The sequence below is a fragment of the Stenotrophomonas sp. YJH_SMC_122 genome (assembly GCF_059369535.1).
Map to the genome: position 1 here is coordinate 35,003 of NZ_JCAFST010000008.1, position 25,023 is coordinate 60,025.

The following is a 25,023-nucleotide window of genomic DNA, read 5'->3' on the forward strand; positions in this document are numbered from 1 at the left end:
TTCGCTCGCGAGGAGGATCCGGCCCCTTTTTTACCTGGTTGCAGGACGCGCACGGGGGCCTGCATCGTTCGTTGGTTTTTCGTAAAGAAGGTTTCATGTTCCGTTCGCATAGTGAACCTGCACCGCGCACGCGTGCCGGTGATCACTCCCCATGCAACGGACCACCATGCAGACCCGACACCTGACGATCGCCGTGGCGATCGCGCTCTCCGCCGCCTCCAGCGCCCATGCCGCCACGGCCGCCGATACTGGCGCCAGCACCGATGCCGCGCTGAGCGCGCAGACGCTGGATACCGTCTCCGTGATCGGCCAGGGCGAGACCCGCCAGGTGCAGCGCATCACCACCGTCGACAAGCAGGTGCTGCCGCCGGGCACCAGCGGCCAGAAGATCCTCGACCGCCTGCCGGGCGTGTCGGTGCAGTCCAACGACGCCTTCGGTGCCAACGAAGAATCGCAGACCATCAGCCTGCGCGGCTTCGACAAGAGCCGCCTCGGCTATACGTTGGACGGCATCCCGCTGGGCGACAACAGCTACGGCAACTACAACGGCCTGAGCATTGCCCGCGCGATCATCGCCGAGAACCTGGCCGGCGCTGAGCTGTCGCAGGGCATCGGTTCGCTGGGCGTGGCTTCGACCAGCAACCTGGGCGGCACCCTCCAGTACTTCTCGATGGATCCGTCCACCGAATTCGGCGGCCGCGCCAGCGTCACCGTGGGTGACAACAACCAGCGCCGCGGCTACCTGCGCGTGGATACCGGCGACATCAATGGTTTCTCGGCCTACGTGTCCGGCGTGCACCAGGACCAGGACATGTGGGCCGCGCCGTACCAGAACCAGACCACCCGCCAGTTCAACGCCAAGGCCGTGTGGAACGTCGGCGACCACCGCTTCGGTGCGTTCGTGGCGACCTCGCGCGCCAGCCAGGCCAACTACGCCTACCTGTCCAAGGACATGCTGGCACGTGGCCTGGGCTACGACTGGAACATCTATGCGCCGGACTGGGATCGCGCTGTCGCTGCCGCGTACTGCGCACCGGGCACCTACAACAAGGCACGCTGCAAGTTCAGCGGCGGCGTCAACAGCATCGACGATGCCTACTACCAGAGCCGCGCGCTGCGCGACGACAACCTCTATTCGGTCGATGCCGACCTGCGCCTGGGCGAGCGGGGCCGCCTGAAGCTGCTGGCCTACCACCACGACAACCGTGGCCAGGGCCACTGGTGGGCACCGGGCCAGCCGTCCTACCCGGGTACCGACAGGATGCTGCCGATCTCGATCCGCAGCACCAACTACACGATCAACCGCGATGGTCTGACCGCCGCGCTGTCGTGGACGGTGGGTATCCACGAACTGGAGGCCGGCCTGTGGTACGAGCAGAACGACCATAACGTGTCGCGCAACTTCTACTACATCAGCGGCCCGTTCCTGGACGACCTGTACCTGAAGAACCCGGACCGCCTGCTGTTCAACCAGGACTTCGACATCCGCACGCGCCAGTTCTACGTGCAGGACCGCATGCGCTTCCTCGACCAGCGCCTGACCGTCGACGTGGGCATCAAGAGCCCGAACACCCGCATGCGCGCCACCGCCCAGCCGGGCGTGGAAACCAGCATCGCCTCGGGCACGCTGACCGCCAAGAAGTCGGTGCTGCCGCAGGTGGGCCTGGGCTTCAAGCTCAACGCCAACAATGAGCTGTTCGCCTCGTACGCCGAGAACATCGCCGCCTTCGTCGGTGGCGGCAGCGGTGGCCCGTTGCAGGTGTCGCCGGAATCGTTCGCGGCCAGCGCCGGGCTGGAGCCGGAGAAGTCCAAGAGCCTGGAAGCCGGCTTCCGTACCTTCGGCGAGAAGTACCAGGCGTCGATCGCGGCCTACAACGTGAAATTCGACAACCGCCTGCTGTCGCTGAACCCGTGCTCGAGCATCGAGGTCGGCACGCGTCCGGAGTGCGTGACGCGCTTCATCAACGTCGGTTCGGTGAAGAGCCATGGTGCGGAGCTGACCTTCATCCTCAAGCCGATCGACGGCCTGCAGTGGTACAACGCGCTGTCCTGGAACAAGACCACCTACGAGGATGACTACACCTCGGGCGGCGCGATCGTGCCGGTGGCGGGCAAGATCACGGTGGATACGCCGCAGCGCATGGCCTCCAGCGAAATCAGCTGGAACCGCGATGGCTTCTTCGCCAGCCTGCGTGCCAAGTACACCGGCAAGCGCTACTACACCTACACCAACGACCAGTCGGTGCCGGGCGTGACCACCTTCGACGCTGGTGCAGGCTACGACTTCGGCCCCGGCCTGGGCCTGCGCAACGTGCGGGTGTCGTTGAACGCGACCAACCTGACCAACAAGCGCTACGCCGGCCAGCTGAGTTCGTTCGCACCGACCGATCCGAAGGGCACGCGCTATGCGATCCATGCGAGCGCGCCGCGGCAGCTGTTCATGACGGTGGCGGCGGAGTTCTAAGTCAGAAGCGGGCGCTGCGGCGCGTTGATTGTTCCTGCATGGCGCGGGTAGGCAGGCCCATGCAGGACACGCCGTAAACCCATCCATGGGGGCTCGATCGGCGCATCCATGCGCCTCACGGTCCTGCATGGGCCTGCCTACCCCCGCTGGACACTTCCCCGCGCCGGCGCGGAGCAATGGAAAGCAAGAGCAAAATCAAAGAGCCGGGCAATGCCCGGCTCTTTGCTTTTCAAGCGCAATCCCTCTGGTGGACCTGCTACCGCGCCCGCAGGAATCTGTCTGGAGGAGGCGGGGCACCCTGGCCAGGACCGTTGGCGCCATGAATGGCGCCATCGAGCACCATGGATGGGCTTTTGCGTGTCCTGGCCAGGGTGCCCCGCCTCCTCCCCACCGATAGCAGGCAGGCGCTGGAGGATCCGCCAACGCCTTTCATTCCGGCGCCAGCTGGTCCATCCGTATCCGGTTGGCAAACAGCGAGAACGCCAGCATGCCGGCCAGGCCGTTCGCCCGGCTCACCCAATGCGGCAGCCAGCGCGGCGGCTTCAGCACACCCGCTTCGAACAGTGGCGCGAACGCAATCGCATCGGTCAGGCTCATCTTGCCGGCAAACAACCAGCGGCAGACCTGCAGGCGGTCCTCGGCCAGCATGTGCCGGAAGAACGTATGCACCGACACCAGGCCGCGCAGGTACACCGTGTCCTTGGTGAAGGCCAGGCCGCCGCTCGGTGGCACGCCGCGGAACACGCGCTGCGCCGAGGCGAAGCTCTCTTCCGGGTTCTGCCCGGCATCGCAGAAATAGCGGAACACTTCGATGAAGTCGGCGCCTTCGCGTGCCATCGCGATCGCTTCGGTACGCAGGCTGATGCGCTTGAGGCGCTCGATGTCGATGCTGCCGGTGATCTGCTCGGCAAACGTCGCCAGCCCTTCCTGGGTTGCCGTCACCCGTGGCGAGGACAACGCCAGGCTGGGCAACACCGGTTGTTCGCGGCCGTTCAATGCGGTCAGCGAGTGCACCAGCGCTTCATGGTGGAACAGCTGCGCGCGGTCATAGGCGCTGAAGCGCGCACTGGTACGCAGACGGATGCGGGTCGGGCCGGCAGCCGCCTTGGACACCAGCTCCGGGTCCAGCTGTACCTGGATGATGCGCGATTCGAAGAAAGCATCCAGGTCGTTCTGCAACTGCAGTTGCAGGGCAATGGCCGAGACCGGCACCTGCTCTTCCGGTGCCAGCAGTTCGTGGTCCAGTTCGGCGGCAATCTGGATGAAGTGGCGCGCCGCGTCGCGCGTGCTCGGGCCATTGCCCGGCAGTGGCTGCTCGGGCGCGCCGAACAGCTGCACCGAACAGGTATCGACGGCGGCGGTGCCCAGCCCCTCAAGCAGCTGCGCGGCCAGGTCCCAGCTCTGTGCCGACTGCCGCACGTAGTGGCCCAGCGGATGGCTGTCATCGCAGTCGGCAGCGATCGCGGCCAGGGCGCGGCGCTCTTCGCTGAAGTCGAGCCGAGGGTAATCCACCTTCGGCAGCACCGGCTGGCCACGTGCCACGCTGTCCAGGAACGGTGCCTGCAGCGTGGCCGGCCAGCTGGTCAGCCCCAGCAGGCGGATGCCTCCCACGGCCTCGACCAGGCGCGCATCGAGCGCTGCATGGTGGGCCACCTCACGGTCCAGCGTCGCGGTCGGTTCCATGCGCGGACTATAGCGCCCTGCCGTATCCGGCGCAGTGCGCCGCCGCCCGAGCATTGGCTCGGGCGCTACAAGGTGTGCCGGGATACAACCGTTGTAGAGCCGAGCCCACGCTCGGCTGCACTGTCAGCGCCGACGCGGCTTGGCGGCCGGGCGGAATTGCTGGCCTTTGCCCTTCCTGCCGCCACGTTCCTGCGCGGTCTCGGCCTGGCGTACCGCCAGTTTGGCGGCAGCGGCAGCCACTTCTTCCTTCAGCTTGAAGTAGTTCAGCAGCCGGCTCTCTTCGATCTCGCCAGCGTCGATCGCTGCACGAACAGCGCAGCCCGGTTCCTGCTGATGCTTGCAGTCGTTGAAACGGCACTGCGTGGCCAGCGCTTCGATGTCGGCGAAGCCACCTTCGGACAGCGTTTCTTCGCCGGTCGGCTTCAGCTCGCGCATGCCGGGGGTGTCGATCAGGCAGGCGCCCATCGGCAGCGGCATCAGCGCGCGATGGGTGGTGGTGTGGCGGCCGCGCGAATCGTTCGCGCGCACCGCGTTGGTCTTCATCCGCTGCTCGCCGAGCAGGGTGTTGGTCAGCGTGGATTTGCCGGCACCGGAGGAGCCCACCAGCACCACCGTGCGGCCCGGGCCCAGCCACGGTTGCAGCACCGCCACGCTGTCGGCATCCAGGCCGTTGATTGCATGCAGCGCGATGCCCTGCATCTCCAGCTCTTCCAGCACCGCCAGCGCATCCTCGCTGTACTCGGTCTGGTCGGCCTTGGTCAGCACCACCACCGGTTCTGCACCACCACCGCCGACCAGCAGCAGGTAGCGCTCGATGCGGCGCGGATTGAAGTCGGCATCCAGGCCACAGACGATGAACACCGTGTCGATGTTGGCCGCGATCACCTGCTGGTGGTAGTGCTCGCCGGCGGCGCCACGCTTGATCGCGGTGCGGCGTGGCAGCAGCGCGACAATGCGGATGCCGTCCAGCAGCACCCAGTCGCCCACTGCAGGCCGCTCGTGGCTGGGGAAGCGCGGGCGCTGCCATTCCGGCAGTGACTCGGCCTTGATCGCCGCATCCGGGCCATCAGCCACCACGTAGTGGGTGCGGTGCTGTTCGATCACCCGCGCCGGGCGGGCCTGCGGGTGCGCGGCCATCACGGCCTGCCAGTCGGCCTGCTGCGCCGGGCCCGGCCAGGGCCAGCCGATGGTCTGCAGGGCGATGAAATCGGGGGTCTGGGTCATCGCCGCCATTCTACCTGTGACGGCCCCCGGCCAGCCCAGCAATGGCAAGCCCGGAGCCGTTGCCATGCATTGCAGCAATTCCGGTAGGATGGAATCCCCATGCCTCTTGACGGCCCAGCCTCATGTCCACCATCTCGCCCAAGCCCCTGGCCATCCGCGAGCGCCTTTCCGAAGTGCGCTACGAGATCCGCGGAGAACTGGCCCGGCGAGCGCGGGAGCTGGAGGCGCAGGGCCGCAAGCTGATCAAGCTCAACATCGGCAACCCGGGCAACTTCGGTTTCCGCGCACCCGAGCACCTGCAGCGCGCGATCGCCGACGACATGGGCCGCACCGACCCGTACACCCACCAGCAGGGCCTGCCGGTGGCGCGTGAAGCCATCGCCGATTACTACGCCCGCCGCGGCGCACCGGATGCACACCCGGACCGCGTGTTCGTCGGCAACGGTGTCAGCGAGCTGATCGACCTGTCGCTGCGCGCACTGCTCAATCCCGGCGATGAGGTGCTGGTGCCGTCGCCGGACTACCCGCTGTGGTCGGCCTCCACCATCCTCAACGATGGCCGACCGGTGTACTACCGCTGCGCCGCCGAAAACGGCTTCCAGCCGGACCCGAGCGAGATCGAGACACTGGTGTCGTCACGCACCCGCGCCATCGTGCTGATCAACCCGAACAATCCCAGCGGCGCCAGCTACCCGCGCGAACTGCTGGAGCGCGTGGTCGAGATCGCACGACGCCACAACCTGCTGTTGCTGGTCGATGAGATCTACGACCAGATCCTGTACGACGATGCGGTGTTCCAGCCGGTCGCGCCGCTGGCCGGCGACCATCCGTGCCTGACCTTCAGCGGCCTGAGCAAGGTGCACCGTGCCTGCGGCTGGCGCGTGGGCTGGGCCCACCTCAGCGGCGACGACGCGCGCCTGGGCGACTTCCGCGCCGCGCTGGACCTGCTGGGCGCGCTGCGCCTGTGCGCCAACGTGCCGGGCCAGTACGCCATCGAGGCCGCAGTGAACGGCCCGGACACCATCTCCGAACTGTGCACCCCGGGCGGCCGCCTGTATGAAACCCGCCGCGCGGTGATCGACGCCTGCGAAGCCAGCGAGCACCTGTCGCTGGTCGCGCCGGCCGGTGCGCTGTATGCGTTCCCGGCCGTGGTCGGTGCCGCTGCCAAGGGCTTTGACGACCACGACTTCGCGCTGGACCTGATGAACAACGAAGGCGTGCTGGTGGTACCGGGTTCCAGCTTCAACGTGCCCTACCGCCATCATTTCCGCGTGACCCTGTTGCCGGAAGCCTCGGCGATGCGCGATGTGTTCGCCCGCATCGACCGCGTGCTGGCCCGGCGTGCCGAGGACGCGACCAAGGTCGTGCCGCTGAAGCCGCGCCGTTCGGTGGCCTGAGCGGTGGCGCTGTCCTACCTGGCGCTGGGCGACTCGTACACCGTCGGAGAAGCCGTTGCCGTCGACGGTCGCTGGCCGCACCAGCTGGCCGCCGCCCTGCGTGCGCAGGATGTGGCGCTGGCCGACCCACAGACCATCGCCACCACCGGCTGGACCACCGACGAGCTGGACGCCGGCATTGATGCAGCCGCACCCCAGGGCCCGTTCGATTTCGTCAGCCTGCTGATCGGCGTCAACAACCAGTACCGCGGCCGGCCGCTGGACGAGTACCGCGTACAGTTCCAGGCCCTGCTGCAGCGGGCGATCGGCTTTGCCGGTGGCCGCCCCGGGCGTGTGCTGGTGCTGTCCTTCCCCGACTGGGGCGCGACGCCGTTCGGTGCCGGCAGCGGCCGCGACCTGGCCACCATCGAGATCGAGACCGACGAGTTCAACGCAGCTGCCGAGGTGATCAGCGCCCAGCAGGGCGTGGTCTTCGTCGACATCACCGACATCAGCCGTGACCAGGGCGGCAACCCGGCAATGATCGCCGAAGACGGCCTGCACCCGTCGGCGCAGATGTACGCACTGTGGAGCGCGCGCGCGCTGCCGGTCGCCGCACACCTGCTCGGTGCAACGGACTGACACGATGGATGGTACGCCACGGAACGGCCCGCCCCTGCCCTGCACACCGCTGACCGCCCCGCAGGCCCGCGCGATCGCCGAAGCGTTCCGCCCGGCACGGGCCTGGGGCAGCCGTCGCGACTACTACTACGCCCGCGGCAAGCTCGGCAGCGACCCGCTGTATGACGGCGTGCTGCAGCATCTGCCCGACGACGGGCAACCACTGCTGGACCTGGGCTGCGGGCTGGGCCTGTTCGCCCATGTGCTGCGCCAGCGCGGCGGCACCCACCCCTACCTCGGCGTGGACGTGGATGCCGGCAAGATCATCCGTGCCCAGCGTGCCGCCACCGGCCTGCACGCTGTGCGCTTCGACTGCCTGGACGTGCAGGCGCCACTGCCGGCTCAGCCTGGACACGTCCTGTTGCTGGATGTGCTGCAGTACCTGGACGCGGGCCCACAACTGGCATTGCTGCGTGCGGCCAGCGCGCGGGTGGCCGCCGGCGGCCGCCTGCTGCTGCGCACGCCGCTGGCCACCGGCGATGGTCGCGACCGCACCACGCGGGTGGCGGACCGACTGGCCTGGCTGGTCGGCTGGATGGGCACGCGGCCGCGCCACTACCCCGACCCGCACGTGCTGCAAGCGACACTGGCCGAGGCCGGATTGCAGGTGACGGCGCCGCGTCCCCTGCATGGGCGCACGCCGTTCAACAGCTGGTTGCTGGTGGCCGAACGCCCCGCGCTGTGATGGCGGGCCCCTCCGGTGCTGCGCACTGCCCGAGCATCGGCTCGGGCGCTACAGTAGCGCGCCCCTTGTAGAGCCGAGCCCATGCTCGGCTGCTCTACATCACCAGGGCCGGCGTTATGGGGCCGGCAGCCGCGCTTTCAGCCCGCGCTCGTCCAGTGCCTGCAGCACGCCCTCGATGATCACCAGATTGTGGCCGTGGGCGGCCCCCTCATGCAGCAGCACGATGGCCCCCGGGCGCAGATCCGGCAGCAGGCGGTCGAGCACCCCCTGCGCCGTGCAACCGATACCGTCGAAGCCGCGCGCGCTCCAGCCGACCCGGACCAGGCCCAGCCGCTGCAGCACCGGCGCCACGAACGGATTGGTCATGCCCACCACCGAGCGGTACCAGCGCACCGGGCGACCGCCTACCGCCTGCAGCGCGTGCTGGCAGCCCTCGATCTCGGCACGCATCGCCGCCGGGCCCAGCCGCCAGAAGCGCGCCTGCGGATGGCTGTGGCTGTGGTTGCCCAGGTCGTGGCCGCGGCGCAGGATCTCCTGCACCAGTTCCGGCTGCGCCAGCGCGCGCTCGCCCACCAGGAAAAAGGTGGCATGGGCCTGGTGGCGGTCCAGCAGATCGAGCACGGCACGGGTTTCCGGGCCAGGACCGTCATCAATGGTCAACCAGACGCTGTTGCCGGGATCAGGCATCCGGCTCAGCACCGGCGCATAGAAGCGGCTGTTGGGCAGGAACACCGGCACCATGAACAGTGCGTGGCTGGCCACCATCAGCGGCAGCCCCCAGTGCCAGCCCGCCAGGGCCCAGACCAGGATCACCAGCAGCTGCGACGCCACCAGCCAGGGCAGCCAGCGCCAGGGCCGGGTCGGGATGCGATGCAATGTTCCTGCGTTGCTCATCCCCCATGATGCCATGAGGGGTAGAATCGATGGTTCGAATTCCCGGAACCCCGACGTCCATGTCCCTCGATCCCGCCCTGCGTTCGCGCATCGAATCCATCCTCAACGCCAACCGCGTCGTGCTGTTCATGAAGGGCCAGCCGTCGATGCCGCAGTGCGGTTTCTCGGCCAAGGCCGTGGGCGCCCTGCAGGACCTGGGCGTCGAGTTCGCCCACGTCAACGTGCTGGCCGACCAGGAAATCCGTGAAGGCATCAAGGCCTATGGCGACTGGCCGACCATCCCGCAGCTGTACATCGACGGCGAACTGGTCGGCGGCAGCGACATCGTGCTGCAGATGGCCGCCAGCGGCGAGCTGAGCAGCGTGCTGGGCCTGGCCGCGCCGGACCGTACCCCGCCGAGCATCACCGTCACCCCGGCGGCCGTGGAAATGCTCAAGGGCGCGCTGGCCGATGCCCCGGGCGCGGCCCTGCAGCTGTCCATCGACGCCGGTTTCCAGCCGAACTTCCAGCTCGCCCCGCACGACGAAGGCGCCATCGCCGCCGAGTCCAACGGCCTGCGCGTGCAGTTCGACCTGGCCAGCGCCCGTCGCGCCAACGGCATCACCATCGACTGGGTGGACGACATCCGCGGCAAGGGCCTGGCCATCGACAACCCGAATGCGCCCAAGCCGGTGCAGGAAATCAGCGTGCGCGATGCCGACGACCTGGTGCGTGCCGGCAACATCACCCTGGTCGACGTGCGCCCGGCCGACGAACGTGAAATCGCCGCCGTCGGCGTGCCGTTCAAGACCTTCGACGGCAACGGCCGTGCCGCGCTGGAAGCCCTGCCGAAGGACACCGCACTGGCCTTCATGTGCCACCACGGTGGCCGCAGCGCGCAGGCCGCCGAGCAGTTCCGCGCCCTGGGCTTCACCAAGGTGTTCAACGTCACCGGCGGCATCAACGCCTGGTCGGAAGACGTCGACAACGGCGTGCCGAAGTACTGATTGACGGCGCGGGGTCAGAGCCCTTTCCTGCGGAAAGCGGATCTGACCCCCGAGAAAAGGGGACGGAGGGGATTAAGTCGTTTATGCCACAAACGACTTAATCCCCTCCGTCCCCTTTTCTCAGCCGGCGAATCCGCCTTCGGCCAGGTAGTCCAGTTCCTCCGGCGAGGGAATGCGCCCCAGCACGGCGTTGCGGTGCGGGAAACGGCCGAAGCGGCGGATGATGTCGCGGTGCAGCTCGGCGTACTGCAGGTATTCCTTGTCGCCCAGCACATCGAACATCGCCACCGAACGGTCCTGGTCCAACGGGTCCTCGGAGTGCTCGAACGGCAGGTAGATGAAGGCGCGCAGCTTCGGCACCAGCTGCAGGTCCAGGCCTTCCTCGATGGCGCGCATGGCGTAGTGCCGGGCCAGGCCATCGGTGGCATAGGAATGGGCAGTACCGCGGAAGCAGTTGCGCGGGAACTGGTCCAGCAGCAGCATCAGCGCCAGTGCGCCCTCGGCACTGCCCAGCCAGTGTTCACGCCCGCGCGAAGCGGCGGCGAAATGCTCATCCAGGAACAACTGGCGGAACTGCGCGTCGAACGCATCATCGCGGGCGAACCACTTCGCAGGGCCCGCCTCTTTCCAGAATTCCACCACTTGCGCGGCAACGTCCATCACCTACTCCCCAGGGCCGGCGCGCCGCGCCAGGCCATCATCATCATTCGTCGAAGCGCAGGTGGCGGACCGACTTGCCGTTGCGCCGGATAAGCTTAAGCGCCTCGATACCGATCTGGATATGGTTTTCCACGAACTGGGAGCTGACCTTGGCATCGGAGGCCTCGGTCTTGACCCCGTCGGGGATCATCGGCTGGTCCGAGACCAGCAGCAGCGCGCCACTGGGAATGTGGTTGGCGAAACCGGCCGCGAACACGGTGGCGGTTTCCATGTCGATGGCCATGCAGCGCATCGCCCGCAGCCGCTCCTTGAAGGCCTCGTCGTGCTCCCAGACCCGGCGGTTGGTGGTGTAGACGGTACCGGTCCAGTAGTCGTGGCCGAGGTCGCGGATCATGGTCGAGACTGCACGCTGCAGCGCAAACGCCGGCAAGGCTGGCACTTCCGGCGGCAGGTAGTCGCCCGACGTACCCTCGCCGCGGATCGCCGCGATCGGCAGCACCAGGTCACCCAGCTGGTTCTTGCGCTTGAGGCCACCGCACTTGCCCAGGAACAGCACCGCCTTGGGCATCACCGCCGACAGCAGGTCCATGATGATGGCGGCATTGGGGCTGCCCATGCCGAAGTTGATCATGGTGATGCCATCGATGGTGGCGCTGGCCATCGGCCGGTCAAGGCCGATGATGGGCGCACCGGTCAGCTCGGAAAAGGTGTGCAGGTAGCCGCCGAAGTTGGTCAGCAGGATGTGCTGGCCGAACTGGTCCAGCGGCACGCCGGTGTAGCGCGGCAGCCAGTTGTCGACGATTTCCTGCTTGCTCTTCATGGGCGGTCCGGTACGGCGTGGGGGCCGCCATTGTAGGCGTGCACAGGCCGACTCACACCTGGTCCAGCAACGAAGAAGGGCGGCCCTGCGGCCGCCCTCCTGGTTTCCCTGCGGTCACCGCTGGCTTAGAAGCGCACCGACCAGCGCAGGTTGGCACTGTGGTCACGGCTTTCGTCGCCATACTGGCCGCTATAGCCCAGCTCCAGCTGCTGGCGTGCGGTCAACCATGCCGACAGCCCCAGTTCGGCCACCACCGTCCTGTCAGCCATCGGGGCACCGCTGACCACGAAGCTGTCGCTGCCGGTGGCAAAGGCGAAGCGGGCCGCCGGGTCGTGATCCCCGCTGGCATGGCGGTACCCCACGCCACCGCGCAGGTGCAGCCAGCTGTCCTGCTGGAACGAAGCCTTCAGGCCCTTGTCAAAACGCAGGCCAGCCGTGGCCACGGTGGTACGCAGATCGTCCACCTCACCCTGCAGTGCAGCCGCACCGCCGCGTTCGTTGACGCGCTTCATGTCCACTTCCACACGTGCGAGCTGCAGGTAAGGCTCAAGCCCCGCCTCGCGGCCGCCGAAGCGATAGCTCGCCTCGACGAACGCCTGGCGGGTGCGGCCGTCATAGCGTGCCGCCAGCGTATCGCTGTAACCGGAGAAGGCCAGCTCGCGGGTGCTCTTTACCTCATGCTCGCTCCAGGCCAGGCCACCACGCAGGCCGAAGGCGCCCCAGTCGTGACTGGCATAGGCCCCCAGGTGCGTATTGTCGACCTTGGCACGCGCACGGCGTCCTTCCTGCTGCTTGGCATCGGTACGGCCGGTACCGGCCAGCACGCCCACCTGCCAGCCGTTGATCTCGCGGTCCACGCCTACCAGCAGGCCGCTGCTGTTGGCTTCGGTGCGTGCGGTATTGCCATTGCCGTCCAGCGTGGTGCTGCCACCGATGGCCTGTACCCAGACCCCCGTGGCGGCGTCGCCGTCTGCTCCCGGCGCGCGTACGCCGACACGGCGCGTCAGTGCGGCATCACGCACGTAACGGCTGCCCTCGACCAGGGCCATCGCGGTGGCCGCATGCAGCTCGCCGCTGAGGCCGTCCAGTGCAGCGCCTACCTGTTGAGGGAACAGCAGGGTCAGTGGGCGCGGCAGGCCCTGGTTGACCGCCAGCCGGTCGGCCACAGTGGCCACCGCGCGCTGGTTGTCGGTACTGGCGGCACTGGCGAGCGGATTGCCACGGGTAACTTCAATGCGCGCGCCACCGGTGCCATAGGACAGCCCGAATTTCAGGAACGGCGAGAACGCACTGAAGTCGGTGGTGGCGAACTGGCCACGGATTCCGCCGTCGGCACGGATGAAGTTGAACTGCTCACCCAGGTAATAGGTGCCCGCCTCCGGCAGGGCGATCAGGGTGCCGCCCAGGGTGGCGGTACCGGTGACGCGCAACTGGTCACTGTGCCCGCCCGGGGCCAGCTCGGCCTGGTACACACCGGTGGCGGTCTGCACATAGTCGCCGTTGATGGTCAGCGTGCCGATCGAGTTGCCCGGTGCAACGATACCGGCCACGGTGGTATCGCCCAGCTGGCCGATGCCCTTCAGCGTGCCGTTCGGGCCAACGAGGGTGTGACCACCGGTCTGCGTGCCGTTGAACGACAGCACGCCGCCGTTGACGGTCAGGTCGGAGCCTGCGAGTACCCCGCCTGCATTCACACGGCTGTTGCCCAGGCTGGTCCACGCGCTGTTTTCCAGCCTTCCGTTCAATTCGAACGTCCCCTGCGCGGCAACCGAGGTATGGGCGCCGCGCTGCACACCGTCGAAGATGACCACGCCACCGTCGACGTTCAGGTCGGAGCCATCCAGCACACCGCGTGCGTTGATATGGCTGGCGCCCCCCTGACTGTTCAGCGCAGTGTTCTTCAACGTGCCATTGAGCAGGAAGCTGCCGCCGGCCACGTCCACCGCTCCGGTGAGCGTATTGACGCCATCCAGTTCCAGCACGCCCTCGCGCACCAGCGCACCGTTGAAGCTGTTGTCGCCGCTCAAGCGCAGCCAGCCGATGCCGCTCTTGGTCAGCTTGCCGGGGCCGCCGATGTCGTTGGTCCAGTTGTCCCAGGCATCGCCTTCCCACACTTTCAGGCCACCGGCACGCTGGTTCATCACCACGTTGGTGTCCACGCGCAGCGAACCGTAACCCTCGATGGCCTTGGCCAGGTTCAACAGGCCCCAACCGTAGACGTCGTCGATGCCGGGCGCGCCCAGATCCGTGGTCGTGGTCAGCAGCACATCGCGCACCTGAGCGCTGTCCAGATAGGGGAAGCGTTCAAACAGCAGGCCCAGCGCGCCGGTGACGTGGGGCGCGGCCATGGACGTTCCACTCAGCAGTGCATAGCCATAGGTAGGCACGCGCTGCTGGATGTCCAGGCTGACATTGCCGTTGGCGTCGATGCCGACGCTGCCGGCCAGGCTGGAATCATCACCATAGGCGGTCGATACGATGTCCGAACCCGGTGCGGCAAGGCACCAGTTGGCACTCAGGCCGCACCTGTTGGAGCGATTGCTCAGGGTCAGATTGGTACCGACGTTGACCACGCTCAACCAGTACGGCTCGATGTCGGCGAATGCGCGCGGCAGCGTGGCGTAGAGGCCGGCGATGGGGCTCTGCGCAGGCGTCGGAATGACCGAACTGGTATTGCCGGCCGCCCACACCTGGATCATCCCGCGCGCACGCGATCCGTCGGCAAAGGTGTTCAGGTACTGGCGGTCGTCCGGGTCGTTGTAGATCGCGTCCATGTCCGTCGCTGTCGTCGGTTCCGTGACCAGGCCCCAGCTATGGTTGATGGCACGCACGCCCTGCGCGTTCATCTGGGCATAGAGGTCCTGGAAGGCGCTGACTTTCGGGCCGATCGCGCCCAGCGTCACGACCGAGTAGCCGGTCGCCGTGCGCTGCCACTCGCGGATGCTGTCGGAGAACAGCCGGCCAACGGTCAGGTCCGAACCGAAGGACACACCGTGCATGCCGCTTCCGTCCCGGTTCGCCGCGATGGTGCCGGCAACGTGCGTGCCATGGATCTCGAACTGCATCCCCGGCTGCACATAGGGGCCCGACTCGATGATCCTGCGGATGTTGTCGGGCACGTTGGCGTTGTACCCGACATAGCTGATCTGGACGTCATCGCCATCACTGGCGAAGCAGGCCGCCGGCCCACGCACTGCGGTGGTGTTGGTGCAGCGCGTGCCGTCAGCCATCAGATCGGCGATGCGGATGCTGCGGTTGTCCTTGCCGGCGAATTCCGGATGGTCCAGACCCGTGCCACTGTCGAATACGCCCAGGCGGATGCCCGCACCGGTCAGCCCGCGCGCATAGGCCACGTCGGCATTGATCGCAGCCAGGCCCCAGTCGAGTTCGAATTCACTGGTACGCCAGCTCGCAGCGTCGCCGGGCTTGCCCATGACCGGCTCCGCGGAAGCACCGGCGCTGGGAGCCAGCGCCGCCACCGGAATCGCTACCGAGGGAGCGATCATCGCGGGAGCGGAGGCGCTCACCCCGCTTTGCGCGGCGAACGCCGACTGCAGGCTGCGCTGCAGCTGGTAACCGGCCAGGGCGTCGTCACTGTCCTGGGCCAGTACCGGCAGTGCGGTGGCCACCAGCAACGAACCGACAATGGCCGACGCCAGCGGCGAGGGGAGGAAGGAACGGCGCGAAACGGTCGAACGGCGGAGCTTTGCAGCAGTCATCGGTTGCGTCCTTGATTCCATGAGAGGTACGGGCCCGGCTCCCTCGTTGGAGCAGGTGCGTAAGCTGGTGACACAGGTCAGCGCAAGACGTAATCAGCCCATTGCTTCATCCAACGTTAATATTTCCTTCACAAATCCTCCATCAGAAAATTCCTACCCCCCACGCCCCTGTCCAAGGTCACTTGGCAAGCCACACCGGCCCCGGCTAGCGTCGGTGGATTCATGTTTCTGGCGAGGGGAACTGCATGGCATCGACGTTGTTGCGCACCGGGGTGGCACTGGCGCTGGTTTCATTGAGCACGGCACCGGCGGTGGGCGCCTCGCGCTTCGTCGCCGATCCCTACCCCAGCACCTACCAGGCACACCCCGATGCACCGGTGCTGATCCAGAACGCCACCGTGCTGACCGGCACCGGCCAGCGCCTGGACAACGCCGACGTGCTGCTGCGCGAGGGCCGCATCGTTGCCGTCGGCCGCCAGCTGCAGGCCGATGCCGGTGTCACCCGCATCGATGCGCAGCGCAAGTGGGTCACACCCGGCCTGATCGACGTGCACTCGCACCTGGGCGTGTACCCCAGCCCGGGCGTCGGCGCGCACAGCGACGGCAACGAGATGACCGCGCCGGTCACCGCCAACGTCTGGGCCGAGCACTCGGTGTGGCCGCAGGACCCGGGTTTCGCCACCGCACTGGCCGGCGGCGTGACCAGCATGCAGGTGCTGCCGGGCTCGGCCAACCTGGTCGGTGGTCGTGGTGTGACCCTGAAGAACGTCCCCGCCATCACCTACCAGGCGATGAAGTTTCCCGGCGCACCGTGGGGACTGAAGATGGCCTGCGGCGAGAACCCGAAGCGGGTGTACGGCGGAGGCAAGGGCGTCGCTCCGGCCACGCGGATGGGCAACGTTGCCGGTTACCGCGCCGCCTTCATCGATGCCGCCGACTACATCGCCAAGAACAAACCGAAGCCGGCCAAGCGCAGGAGCTGGTTCGGCAGCGACAAGGGCGACAGCGCCGGTGATGCTGGCGGCAAGCGCGATCTCAAGCTGGACACGCTGGCCGGTGCGATCGAGGGCGACATCCGCGTGCATATCCATTGCTACCGCGCCGACGAGATGGCCACCATGCTCGACCTGGCCAAGGAATTCGGCTTCAAGGTGGCCGCCTTCCACCACGGCGTGGAGGCCTACAAGCTGGCCGACCGGCTGGCCGCCGACGGCGTCTGCGGTGCACTCTGGGCCGATTGGTGGGGCTTCAAAATGGAAGCCTTCGACGGTATTCCGGAGAACATCGCGCTGGTCGACCGGCCGAAGAACAGCTGCGCCATCGTCCATTCCGATTCACCCGAAGGCATCCAGCGCCTGAACCAGGAAGCGGCCAAGGTGATCGCCGCCGCGCGCCGCGCCCACATGCCGGAGATCCCCCCCGAGCACGCCATCACCTGGATGACTGCCAACGCCGCCAAGGCGCTGGGCATCGAACGCCAGACCGGCACTCTGGAGGCGGGCAAGATGGCCGACGTGGTGGTGTGGAACGGCAACCCCTTCAGCTCGTACGCGCTGGCCGAGCAGGTCTTCATCGACGGCCGCCGCCTGTACGACCGCAGCGCACCTGCGGCCACGCCACGTTCCGACTTCCAGCTTGGCCAGGAGGTGCACTGATGGGCGCGTTGAACAAGCGTCGCCGGGCATGGCTCGGCGCTACGGTCATGGTGCTGGCCTGCCTCTCCGCATCCGCGCAGGCGCAGGACCTGCTGGTGCGCAACGCGACCGTGCATACCGCCAGCACGCGCGGCAGCCTGAAGCACGCCGATGTGCTGGTGCAGGGCGGGATCATCCGCGCAGTCGGCAGCGGGCTGTCCGCCCCGGCCGGGGCCAGCGTGGTCGAGGCCGATGGCCGCCCGCTGACACCGGCGCTGTTCGGGGGCATCACCGAGATCGGCATCGAAGAGGTCTCCGGTGAAGCGAGCACGGTCGACAGCACGTTGAAGATCGGCGAACAACCGTTGCGCCCCGAGTTCGATGTCACCCTGGCGTACAACCCGGCCTCGGTGCTGATCCCGGTGGCACGCCTGGACGGCATCGGCTTCACCGCCCTGGGGGCGGCCACCGGCGGCGGCTTCGTTGCAGGCCAGGGTGGCGTGATGCGGCTGGACGGCAGCGCCGATCCCCTCGGGCCGCGCGCGCTGTTCCTGCGCCTGGGGTCGGCCGCAGTGGAGCTGACCGGGCAGTCGCGTGCAGCGCAATGGATGCTGCTGCAGCAGATGGTGGACGAGGCGCGTGGCCAGGTTGCCGCGGACTCACCGCACGCGCTGCTGACGCCGGCCGGGCGCCGCACGCTCAGCCGCTACCTGGCCGGGCACGGCCGCATCGTGGTGGAGGTGGACCGCGCGGCGGACATTCGCCAGCTGCTGCGCTGGGCCGCCCGCGAAAAGGTGAAGATCGCCATCGCCGGTGGCAGCGAAGCCTGGCAGCTGGCGCCGGAGCTGGCCGCCGCACAGGTACCGGTGTTCGTCGATGTGTTGTCCAACCTGCCGGCCAGCTTCGACCAGATCGGCGCCACGCTGGAAAATGCGGCACGCCTGCAACGTTCCGGCGTGGCGGTCTCGTTCCTGCAGCGTGGCGACGCCTCGCACAACGCCCGCAAGATGCGCCAGCTGGCCGGCAATGCCGTGGCCAATGGCCTGCCCTGGGCCGACGGCCTGGCCGGCCTGACCCGGGTACCGGCGCAGGCGTTCGGCGTGGCCGACCAGATCGGCAGCATCGAGCCGGGCAAGCGTGCCGACCTGGTGCTGTGGGAGGGCGACCCGCTGGACGTGGCGCACTATGCCGAGCAGGTCTGGCTGGGCGGCCGGGCGATGCCGATGCGCTCGCGCCAGACCGAACTGCGCGACCGCTACCTGCAGCGCAACGCGCAGCCCTGACCTCCAGTTATCCAAGGAAACCTGCATGGCCACCCTGCGCTGGTACTTCGACTTCGTCTCGCCCTATTCCTACCTGCACTGGCAGAAGTTGAAGCAGCTGTCCCGGTTTGCCCAGATCCAGACGGTGCCGATTGCTTTCGGTGCCGTGCTGCATCACCTTGGCAACCTCGGGCCGGCCGAGATTCCGGCCAAGCGCCGCTTCATGTACCGCCAGCTGCTGTGGACCGCCCAGGCCGAGGGCACACCGCTGCGGTTCCCGCCGGGCCACCCGTTCAACCCGTTGTCGGCGCTGCGCCTGTGCCTGGCTGCCGGTGCCAGCGTGCAGGCGGTGGACGTGCTGTTCGACTGGATCTGGCGCGACGGCAATGCCGCCGATAGCGCCGAGGCCCTGCGCGAACCGGCCGCCCGGCTCGGTATCGACGATGTCGCCAGCGCCATCGCCGACCCGGCAGTCAAGGAACAGCTGCGGCGCAACACCGAGGCCGCCATCGCCGCTGGCGTGTTCGGCGTACCGACCCTGGCCATCGATGACGAACTGTTCTGGGGCAACGACGCCCATCCGTTGATGGCGGCAGTGCTGGACGACCCCGACCTGCTGCGGCAGCCCGAATGGCAGCGCCTGGCCGAACTCCCGGTGGCCGTGCAGCGCAGTCGCTGAACAGGGGTGACGCGTTTCCCTCGCGCGCCACGCCAAAATTTGAGATAGATTTCACGTTTCCGAACTACAACCGCCCTGGAGGGGGAGCCGCGGATGCGCATCGGAATCGTCGTCGACTCGGCCTGCGACCTGCCGCAGGACTTCATCGCCGAGCACAACATCGTGCTGCTGCCGATCACCGTCCGCATCGGCGAAGCCGTGCTGGCCGATCATCGCGATGAGCAGGCCACCCTGAGTTTCCTGCACGCGCATGTGGCCGAGCACGGTGCCGAGGCGGAGACCATCCCCTTCAGCGTCAACCAGATCCGCGACCTGTTCCTGCAGCAGCTGGTGATCGATTACGACCACGTGTTCTGCATGACCATCACCAAGACCCGCAGCCCGATCCACGACAACGCGCTGCAGGCCAGCTTCGCCATCCTCAACGATTACAAGCCAGTGCGGCAGGCAGCGGGCTACAACTCGCCGTTCGCGCTGCGCGTGCTCGACACCCAGAACCTGTTCGCTGCGCAGGCCGTGACCGCAGTGGAGGCGGTTCGCCTGCGTGACACTGGTGCCAGCGTGCAGCAGATCCGCGAACGGCTGGAAGAACTGGCCGGCAACGTGCACGGCTACATGATTACCCGCGACCTGTACTACATGCGCGCGCGTGCACGACACAAGGGCGACCGCAGCGTCGGCCTGCTCAGCGCCGCCCTGGGCAGCGCGCTGGACATCAAGCCGGTGCTGCACGGCTACCGTGGCCAGACCGGGCCGGTAGCCAAGATCAAGGGCTTCGACAGTGCCGTGCAGAAGCTGTTCGCGGTGGTCGGCCAGCGCGTACGTGCCGGGCTGATGACGCCGACGGTGTGCGTCAGCTACGGCGGTGAGCTCGACGAGCTGCGCAGCCTGCCCGGCTATGCACAGATGAAGGAGGTCTGCGCCGGCCATGGCGTGACCGTGTACGAATCGGTGATGAGCCTGACCGGCATGGTCAATGTCGGCAAGGGTGCGGTCACCGTGGGTTTCGCCGATGGGCCACATCGGTTCGAGTGATGCCCCCCACGCGGCGCGAATCTGCACATCGATTCCACCGCGATTGTGCCAGTCTTGCCGCACTTCAAGGAGAACACCATGCCTGCGCAGTACCACATCAGCCTGCCCGATCCGTCCAAGGCCCGCGGCAACGACCCTGACCTGTCCTTCCATTCGCAGGGCGCGGCCGGTTTCGCCGAAGAGCTGCAGGACGCCCTGCGCAGCGGCACGCTGTTCGAGCGCTGGAAGGCCAAGCAGCCCGACCCGGATGCGGTGGAACCGCAGTGGGGCGTGACCGATCCGGAGGCCACCGTGACCGGCGAGCAGAAGGACCTGCGCATCAACCTGGTCGCCACCACCCGCATCGACAGTGACGTGTTCAAGCAGCGCCTGCGCCTGCTGGCCGGCAGCCATTGGGAACTGCGCGACGTGCGTTGAGGCCCTCTACCCCGCCGGGCACGGCGCGGCGCTAACGTGCCCGTGTCGTGATCGACCCGGTGCGGATGACCATGCTCGGGTAGACGCCAACCTTGGTTGGGGCTTGCACAAACGACTGCCAACCAAGGTTGGCAATTACCGAACCGCCGATACCATCCAGCGATATCCTGCCGGCCGCTGCCCAGCGGATGGGCGGCACCCCCAACAGGCTGGTCCTGTACGACCAGCGGCGAGCCGGATTGGCGTGGCCGAACAGGATGAGGCGGTTTTGCGGCAATGGGCAGCAGCGCGTGACGGGCGGGTCTGCTCAGCAGTCCATCGTTCCGTGCGTGCTGCCCTCGTCGTCCAGCACGTGCGCATGCAGGATCACCTGGTTGCGGCCGGCACGCTTGGCGGCATAGAGGCCGGCATCGGCGTCTGCCAGCAACTGATCGGCACTGGCCAGCGCCGGCGGATGCAGGTAACCCACGCCGACGCTGATGCTGACCGGGCCTTCCGGCAATGGCAGCGCTTCGACCGCTTCGCGCAGCCGTTCGGCCAGCGCCAGCACCCCCGACAACGGGCTTCCAGGCACAATGACGGCGAATTCTTCACCGCCATAACGCGCAACGCTGTCACCACCGCGACCGGCTATGGCCTTCAGCACCCCGGCCACCGCCTGCAGGCAACGATCACCGGCCGGATGGCCGTGCTGGTCGTTGAAGGCCTTGAAGTGGTCGATATCCACCAGCAGCAGGCCCAGCTCGGTGCCGCTGCGCCGCGCGCGATTCCATTCGGAGGTCAGCCGCGCGTCGAACTCGCGGCGATTGGCCACGCCGGTGAGGCCATCCTGCCGCGCCAGTTGATCCAATGCTGCCTGGCGTTCCAGAAGATCGGTCTGCAGCAGGACGCTGCGCAGGCCGAAGCCGAGCGTGGCCACCACGAAACCCGCCACTGCCAGCGGTCGGGCATGGTCGACCACCAGAGTACCCACCACCAGCAGCAGCAAGGGCAGGATCATCGGCCCGGCAGCCTGCACCGTGCGCGACAGCCGCGGATGCGGCACTGCGCCCGTGACGGGCGCCCGGTCCAACGCCAGCACCGCCACCAGCAGGAACGGCAGGTCGATCAACAGATCATTGAAGGCTCCGAATGCATCTTCCGAGGTGTAATGGTTGATGTAGTAAGCCACCAGCAGATAAGCCAGTGCGTACAGCGCCAGCACCCGGAAGAAACCGCGCCGCTCGGGGACGTCACCGGCCAGCCAGCGCACCACCGCAAAGCCAGCGATGCACAGGTTCTGGATGTCGAACATACGCTGCATGTTCGACATCGCATGGGCATCGACATCGATGCGGGCGGCAAACGATTCGGTATGCACGAAGAACAGCACGCCCAGCAGCGCGGCCATTGCCGCATCGATCAGGCTGATGCCCGACCGCTCGCGGCGTGCGCGCGCCAGGATGAACACCAGTGGCACGCCGTACAGTACGTACAACAGCAGGCTGGCGTGGGGAGTGAAATCGGCCCGCCCGGCGCCCAGCGCGTCGATCATGTTGAACGCCATGCCGCCGGCCCACAGCAGCAGCGCCAATGCCATGGCCCGCCACCCCAGCGCCGCGCGGTCGCGGCGGGCCCGCCACAGGCAGGCCACCGCAGCCAGCAACGGGGCGCCGGTCAGAAAGACGAAGGAGCCCGCCCCGGCGGGACCGGGCCACAGGGCCAGCACCAGCCCATGGCACAGCACATACAGCAGCGCCAGCACTACCGGCATGCATCCCCCCGATCCGCAAGGCCGTCTGAGCGCACGATAGCGCGCCGGCACGCCACAGCGGCGTGATCCACTGCGGCAAAACGACACTCCGCGTGCGTCGCCATTGCCGGCCAGCGGCCGGCACTACCGGAAAGCCCTCAAGCGTGCAGGGCGCGGGCGTGGTGGGCCAGCACGCCGCAGCGGCGTGATTCGTTGCGGCAAAACGACAGTCTGCATGCATCGCCATGGTAGTGCCGGCCGCTAGCCGGCAATCCCAGGGAATCGCAGGGCTGCGGTTGCCGGCCAGCGGCCGGCACTACCGGAACGCTCTCAGGCGTGCAGGGCGCGGGCGTGGTGGGCGATGTGCTCACCGATGAAGCTGGCGATGAAGTAGTAGCTGTGGTCGTAGCCGGGCTGCAGGCGCAGGGTCAGTGGATGACCGGCGGCCGCGCAGGCCTCCTGCAGGCGCTGCGGCTGCAGCTGGGTCTGCAGGAACTCGTCCGCCTCGCCCTGGTCGACCAGCAATGGCAGGCGCTCGCTGGCCGCCTCCAGCAGCGCGCACGTATCCCACTGCGCCCAGTCGGCCGGATTGTCGCCCAGATAAGCCGTGAACGCCTTCTGCCCCCACGGTACGTGGCTGGGCGCGACGATCGGCGAGAACGCCGACACACTGCGGTAGCGCCCCGGGTTGCGCAGCGCGATCACCAGCGCACCGTGGCCGCCCATTGAATGGCCGCTGACAGCACGCGCGCCGGTGACCGGAAAATTCGCTTCGATCAGCGCCGGCAGCTCCTGCGCCACATAGTCGTGCATGCGGTAGTGCTTCGCCCACGGTGCACGGGTGGCGTTGAGGTAGAACCCTGCGCCCTTGCCGAGGTCGTAGCCTTCGGCATCGGCCACATCATCGCCGCGCGGGCTGGTATCCGGCGCGACGATGATTACGCCGTGCTCGGCTGCATAGCGCTGCGCACCGGCCTTGGTGATGAAATTCTGCTCGGTGCAGGTCAGGCCGCTCAGCCAGTACAGCACTGGCAGTGGCTGCACTTCCGCCTGCGGCGGCAGGTACACGGCGAACTGCATGTCGCAGCCCAGCGTGGTCGAACGATGGCGGTAGACGTCCTGCCAGCCGCCGAAACAGGCGCGGTGTTCAATGCGTTCCATGGTGCTCTCCTGCGTGCCGGCGTCAGCCGTCACGTGTGTTGATCAACTCATCCAGCTGCGACAGCAGGCGCAGAAGCGATTCGACGCCAGGCTGGCCACCCAGATTGCGGTACGCCGCCACCGCCACGTCGCTGCGCGGTGGCCATTGGCCGTCGGCGCGGGCTTCGTGCAGGCGCGGCAGGAATACCTGCGCAAGCCACTGCTCGAACGGCATGCCATCGTCGCTGCCGAAGGCTGAAGTCACCGCACGCGGTGGCCCCACCTCGCCGTCGACCCAGCCCAGCGCACGCAACGCCTGCTCGATCGGGTCGACCAGGGCCGCGCGCGGGTCTTCCGCACGCGGCCTGCGAAGGGCGTCGAACCAGCCCACGCCGCCGCTCAGTAGTGGACCACCGAACGGATCGACTTGCCTTCATGCATCAGGTCGAAGGCGTCGTTGATCCTGTCCAGGTCCATGGTATGGGTGACGAACGGGGCCAGTTCGATATCGCCCTTCATCGCGTCTTCCACCATGCCCGGCAGCTGGCTGCGGCCCTTCACGCCACCGAAGGCGGTGCCCATCCACTTGCGCCCGGTCACCAGCTGGAACGGGCGGGTGGAGATCTCCTGCCCGGCACCGGCCACGCCGATCACCACGCTCTGGCCCCAGCCACGGTGCGCGCATTCCAGCGCCGCGCGCATCACGTTGACGTTGCCGATGCACTCGAAGCTGTGGTCCACGCCCCAGGTGGTCATCTCGACGATGACCTGCTGGATCGGCGTGTCGAAGTCCTTCGGGTTGACGCAGTCGGTGGCGCCGAATTCGCGCGCCAGTTCGAACTTGGACGGATTGGTGTCCACCGCGATGATGCGGCCGGCCTTGGCCTGGCGCGCACCCTGGATCACCGCCAGGCCGATGCCACCAAGGCCGAACACCGCCACGCTGTCGCCCTCCTGCACCTTGGCGGTGTTGTGCACCGCGCCGATGCCGGTGGTGACGCCGCAGCCGAGCAGGCAGACGTGTTCCGGGTTGGCGTCCGGATTGATCTTCGCCAGCGAGACTTCGGCCACAACGGTGTACTCGCTGAAGGTCGAGCAGCCCATGTAGTGATACAGCGGCTCGCCGTTGTAGCTGAAGCGGCTGGTGCCATCGGGCATCACGCCCTTGCCCTGGGTGGCGCGCACCGACACGCACAGGTTGGTCTTGCCGCTCTTGCAGAACAGGCATTCGCCGCACTCGGCGGTGTACAGCGGAATCACGTGGTCGCCCGGCTTGACGCTGGTCACGCCCTCGCCCACTTCCACCACGATGCCCGCGCCTTCATGGCCCAGCACCACCGGGAACAGGCCTTCCGGATCATCGCCGGACAGGGTGAACGCATCGGTGTGGCAGACACCGGTGTGGGTGATCTTCACCAGCACTTCGCCCTTCTTCGGCGGGGCGACGTCGATCTCGACGATCTGCAGCGGCTGGCCGGGACCAAAGGCGACGGCGGCACGGGACTTCATGGTGGCTTCTCCAGAGACGGGCAATGACAGGATGGGCGGCGCAATGTTGCGCCGTCGTCTATTTCAGGTACGAGCGGATCAACGCGCTCATGTCGCGCACGCGTTCGGCGCGTTGTTCGTCGGAGGCGGCGGGCTGGCCGAATTCCTCGCGCAGATGGGCCTCCATCACCTCGGACATCAGGCCGTTGACCGCACCACGGATGGCGGCGATCTGCTGCAGCACCGGCCCGCAGTCGGCGCCGGCTTCCAGCGCACGGTCCAACGCATCGCACTGGCCGCGGATGCGGCGCACGCGGGCCAGGACCTTCTTCTTTTCTTCGGGGGAGTGCGGCATGGCGGGCCAGCTCGGAACTATACTGGGGGATAGTATATATGCAAAAACAGAAGGGTTGGCGCAATAGGCTGCTTGGCAGCTCTACGCCG

The 25,023-nt window shown here is 67.5% G+C and carries 21 protein-coding genes; 10 read left to right on the forward strand and 11 right to left on the reverse strand.

Going from position 1 to position 25,023, the window contains the following annotated elements; genetic code table 11:
* Positions 1–166 precede the first annotated feature (166 nt).
* Entirely contained in the window at positions 167–2,464 is a 2,298-nt protein-coding gene (locus AC5P66_RS12185; RefSeq protein ID WP_495216385.1) for a TonB-dependent receptor, read from the forward strand.
* A 429-nt stretch (positions 2,465–2,893) separates the two neighbouring features.
* On the opposite strand, the gene AC5P66_RS12190 is transcribed toward AC5P66_RS12185, so the two are convergent.
* Entirely contained in the window at positions 2,894–4,147 is a 1,254-nt protein-coding gene (locus tag AC5P66_RS12190) for a flavohemoglobin expression-modulating QEGLA motif protein (protein ID WP_049415295.1), read from the reverse strand.
* Between the two features lie 123 nt (positions 4,148–4,270).
* Positions 4,271–5,380 carry a ribosome small subunit-dependent GTPase A gene (gene rsgA, locus AC5P66_RS12195; protein WP_099495291.1) on the reverse strand — a complete coding sequence of 370 codons (1,110 nt, stop codon included), beginning with the start codon at positions 5,378–5,380 and terminating at the stop codon, positions 4,271–4,273.
* Positions 5,381–5,493: 113 nt separating this feature from the next.
* Here rsgA and AC5P66_RS12200 point away from each other — a divergent pair, with 113 nt between their 5' ends.
* From AC5P66_RS12200 to AC5P66_RS12210, 3 genes are read left to right on the forward strand one after another with little or no spacing between them, the layout of a single operon-like run.
* Positions 5,494–6,768, forward strand: a complete 1,275-nt coding sequence (locus tag AC5P66_RS12200) for a pyridoxal phosphate-dependent aminotransferase (RefSeq protein ID WP_049438373.1) — start codon at positions 5,494–5,496, stop codon at positions 6,766–6,768.
* A gap of 3 nt (positions 6,769–6,771) precedes the next feature.
* Entirely contained in the window at positions 6,772–7,389 is a 618-nt protein-coding gene (locus AC5P66_RS12205) for an SGNH/GDSL hydrolase family protein (protein ID WP_495216386.1), read from the forward strand.
* A 4-nt stretch (positions 7,390–7,393) separates the two neighbouring features.
* Positions 7,394–8,113, forward strand: coding sequence for a methyltransferase domain-containing protein (locus AC5P66_RS12210; RefSeq protein WP_099485821.1), 720 nt, complete (start codon positions 7,394–7,396; stop codon positions 8,111–8,113).
* A gap of 114 nt (positions 8,114–8,227) precedes the next feature.
* On the opposite strand, the gene AC5P66_RS12215 is transcribed toward AC5P66_RS12210, so the two are convergent.
* On the reverse strand, positions 8,228–9,007 hold the full coding sequence (locus tag AC5P66_RS12215; RefSeq protein ID WP_049415284.1) for a polysaccharide deacetylase family protein: 780 nt from the start codon (positions 9,005–9,007) through the stop codon (positions 8,228–8,230).
* A 59-nt stretch (positions 9,008–9,066) separates the two neighbouring features.
* Here AC5P66_RS12215 and grxD point away from each other — a divergent pair, with 59 nt between their 5' ends.
* Positions 9,067–9,993, forward strand: a complete 927-nt coding sequence (gene grxD / locus AC5P66_RS12220; protein WP_032956577.1) for a Grx4 family monothiol glutaredoxin — start codon at positions 9,067–9,069, stop codon at positions 9,991–9,993.
* A gap of 120 nt (positions 9,994–10,113) precedes the next feature.
* Here the strand turns inward: grxD and AC5P66_RS12225 are convergent, their stop codons facing one another.
* The 3 genes from AC5P66_RS12225 to AC5P66_RS12235 all read right to left on the reverse strand — a co-directional run bounded on the left by AC5P66_RS12225 (position 10,114) and on the right by AC5P66_RS12235 (position 15,192).
* The gene (locus AC5P66_RS12225; protein WP_049415281.1) at positions 10,114–10,653 is read right to left on the reverse strand and encodes a DUF924 family protein; all 540 of its coding nucleotides are present in this window, start codon (positions 10,651–10,653) and stop codon (positions 10,114–10,116) included.
* 43 nt (positions 10,654–10,696) lie between these two features.
* On the reverse strand, positions 10,697–11,473 hold the full coding sequence (locus AC5P66_RS12230; RefSeq protein ID WP_049415280.1) for an AMP nucleosidase: 777 nt from the start codon (positions 11,471–11,473) through the stop codon (positions 10,697–10,699).
* A 125-nt stretch (positions 11,474–11,598) separates the two neighbouring features.
* Positions 11,599–15,192 carry an autotransporter domain-containing protein gene (locus AC5P66_RS12235; protein WP_495216387.1) on the reverse strand — a complete coding sequence of 1,198 codons (3,594 nt, stop codon included), beginning with the start codon at positions 15,190–15,192 and terminating at the stop codon, positions 11,599–11,601.
* A 245-nt stretch (positions 15,193–15,437) separates the two neighbouring features.
* Here AC5P66_RS12235 and AC5P66_RS12240 point away from each other — a divergent pair, with 245 nt between their 5' ends.
* The 5 genes from AC5P66_RS12240 to AC5P66_RS12260 all read left to right on the forward strand — a co-directional run bounded on the left by AC5P66_RS12240 (position 15,438) and on the right by AC5P66_RS12260 (position 20,219).
* A complete protein-coding gene (locus tag AC5P66_RS12240) occupies positions 15,438–16,847 on the forward strand; it encodes an amidohydrolase (protein WP_495216388.1) in 1,410 nt (469 codons plus the stop codon).
* Positions 16,847–18,109 (forward strand): amidohydrolase family protein, encoded by a 1,263-nt coding sequence (locus AC5P66_RS12245; protein WP_227854277.1) that lies wholly within the window; start codon positions 16,847–16,849, stop codon positions 18,107–18,109. The genes AC5P66_RS12240 and AC5P66_RS12245 overlap by 1 nt, the downstream gene beginning before the upstream one ends.
* Before the next feature lie 25 nt (positions 18,110–18,134).
* Positions 18,135–18,767 (forward strand): 2-hydroxychromene-2-carboxylate isomerase, encoded by a 633-nt coding sequence (locus AC5P66_RS12250; RefSeq protein ID WP_111097256.1) that lies wholly within the window; start codon positions 18,135–18,137, stop codon positions 18,765–18,767.
* Between the two features lie 93 nt (positions 18,768–18,860).
* On the forward strand, positions 18,861–19,802 hold the full coding sequence (locus AC5P66_RS12255; RefSeq protein ID WP_099495296.1) for a DegV family protein: 942 nt from the start codon (positions 18,861–18,863) through the stop codon (positions 19,800–19,802).
* Positions 19,803–19,880: 78 nt separating this feature from the next.
* Positions 19,881–20,219 (forward strand): hypothetical protein, encoded by a 339-nt coding sequence (locus AC5P66_RS12260; RefSeq protein ID WP_005410998.1) that lies wholly within the window; start codon positions 19,881–19,883, stop codon positions 20,217–20,219.
* Between the two features lie 307 nt (positions 20,220–20,526).
* On the opposite strand, the gene AC5P66_RS12265 is transcribed toward AC5P66_RS12260, so the two are convergent.
* From AC5P66_RS12265 to frmR, 5 genes are all read right to left on the reverse strand, one after another.
* A complete protein-coding gene (locus AC5P66_RS12265) occupies positions 20,527–21,972 on the reverse strand; it encodes a GGDEF domain-containing protein (RefSeq protein WP_049415267.1) in 1,446 nt (481 codons plus the stop codon).
* Positions 21,973–22,281: 309 nt separating this feature from the next.
* Complete coding sequence (fghA, locus tag AC5P66_RS12270; protein ID WP_099485818.1) at positions 22,282–23,112, reverse strand: S-formylglutathione hydrolase; 831 nt, start codon at positions 23,110–23,112, stop codon at positions 22,282–22,284.
* Between the two features lie 22 nt (positions 23,113–23,134).
* Positions 23,135–23,482 carry a YqcC family protein gene (locus AC5P66_RS12275; protein ID WP_049415262.1) on the reverse strand — a complete coding sequence of 116 codons (348 nt, stop codon included), beginning with the start codon at positions 23,480–23,482 and terminating at the stop codon, positions 23,135–23,137.
* Between the two features lie 8 nt (positions 23,483–23,490).
* A complete protein-coding gene (locus tag AC5P66_RS12280; protein WP_049415260.1) occupies positions 23,491–24,600 on the reverse strand; it encodes an S-(hydroxymethyl)glutathione dehydrogenase/class III alcohol dehydrogenase in 1,110 nt (369 codons plus the stop codon).
* 58 nt (positions 24,601–24,658) lie between these two features.
* Positions 24,659–24,934, reverse strand: coding sequence for a formaldehyde-responsive transcriptional repressor FrmR (gene frmR / locus AC5P66_RS12285; RefSeq protein WP_005411009.1), 276 nt, complete (start codon positions 24,932–24,934; stop codon positions 24,659–24,661).
* Positions 24,935–25,023 lie beyond the last annotated feature (89 nt).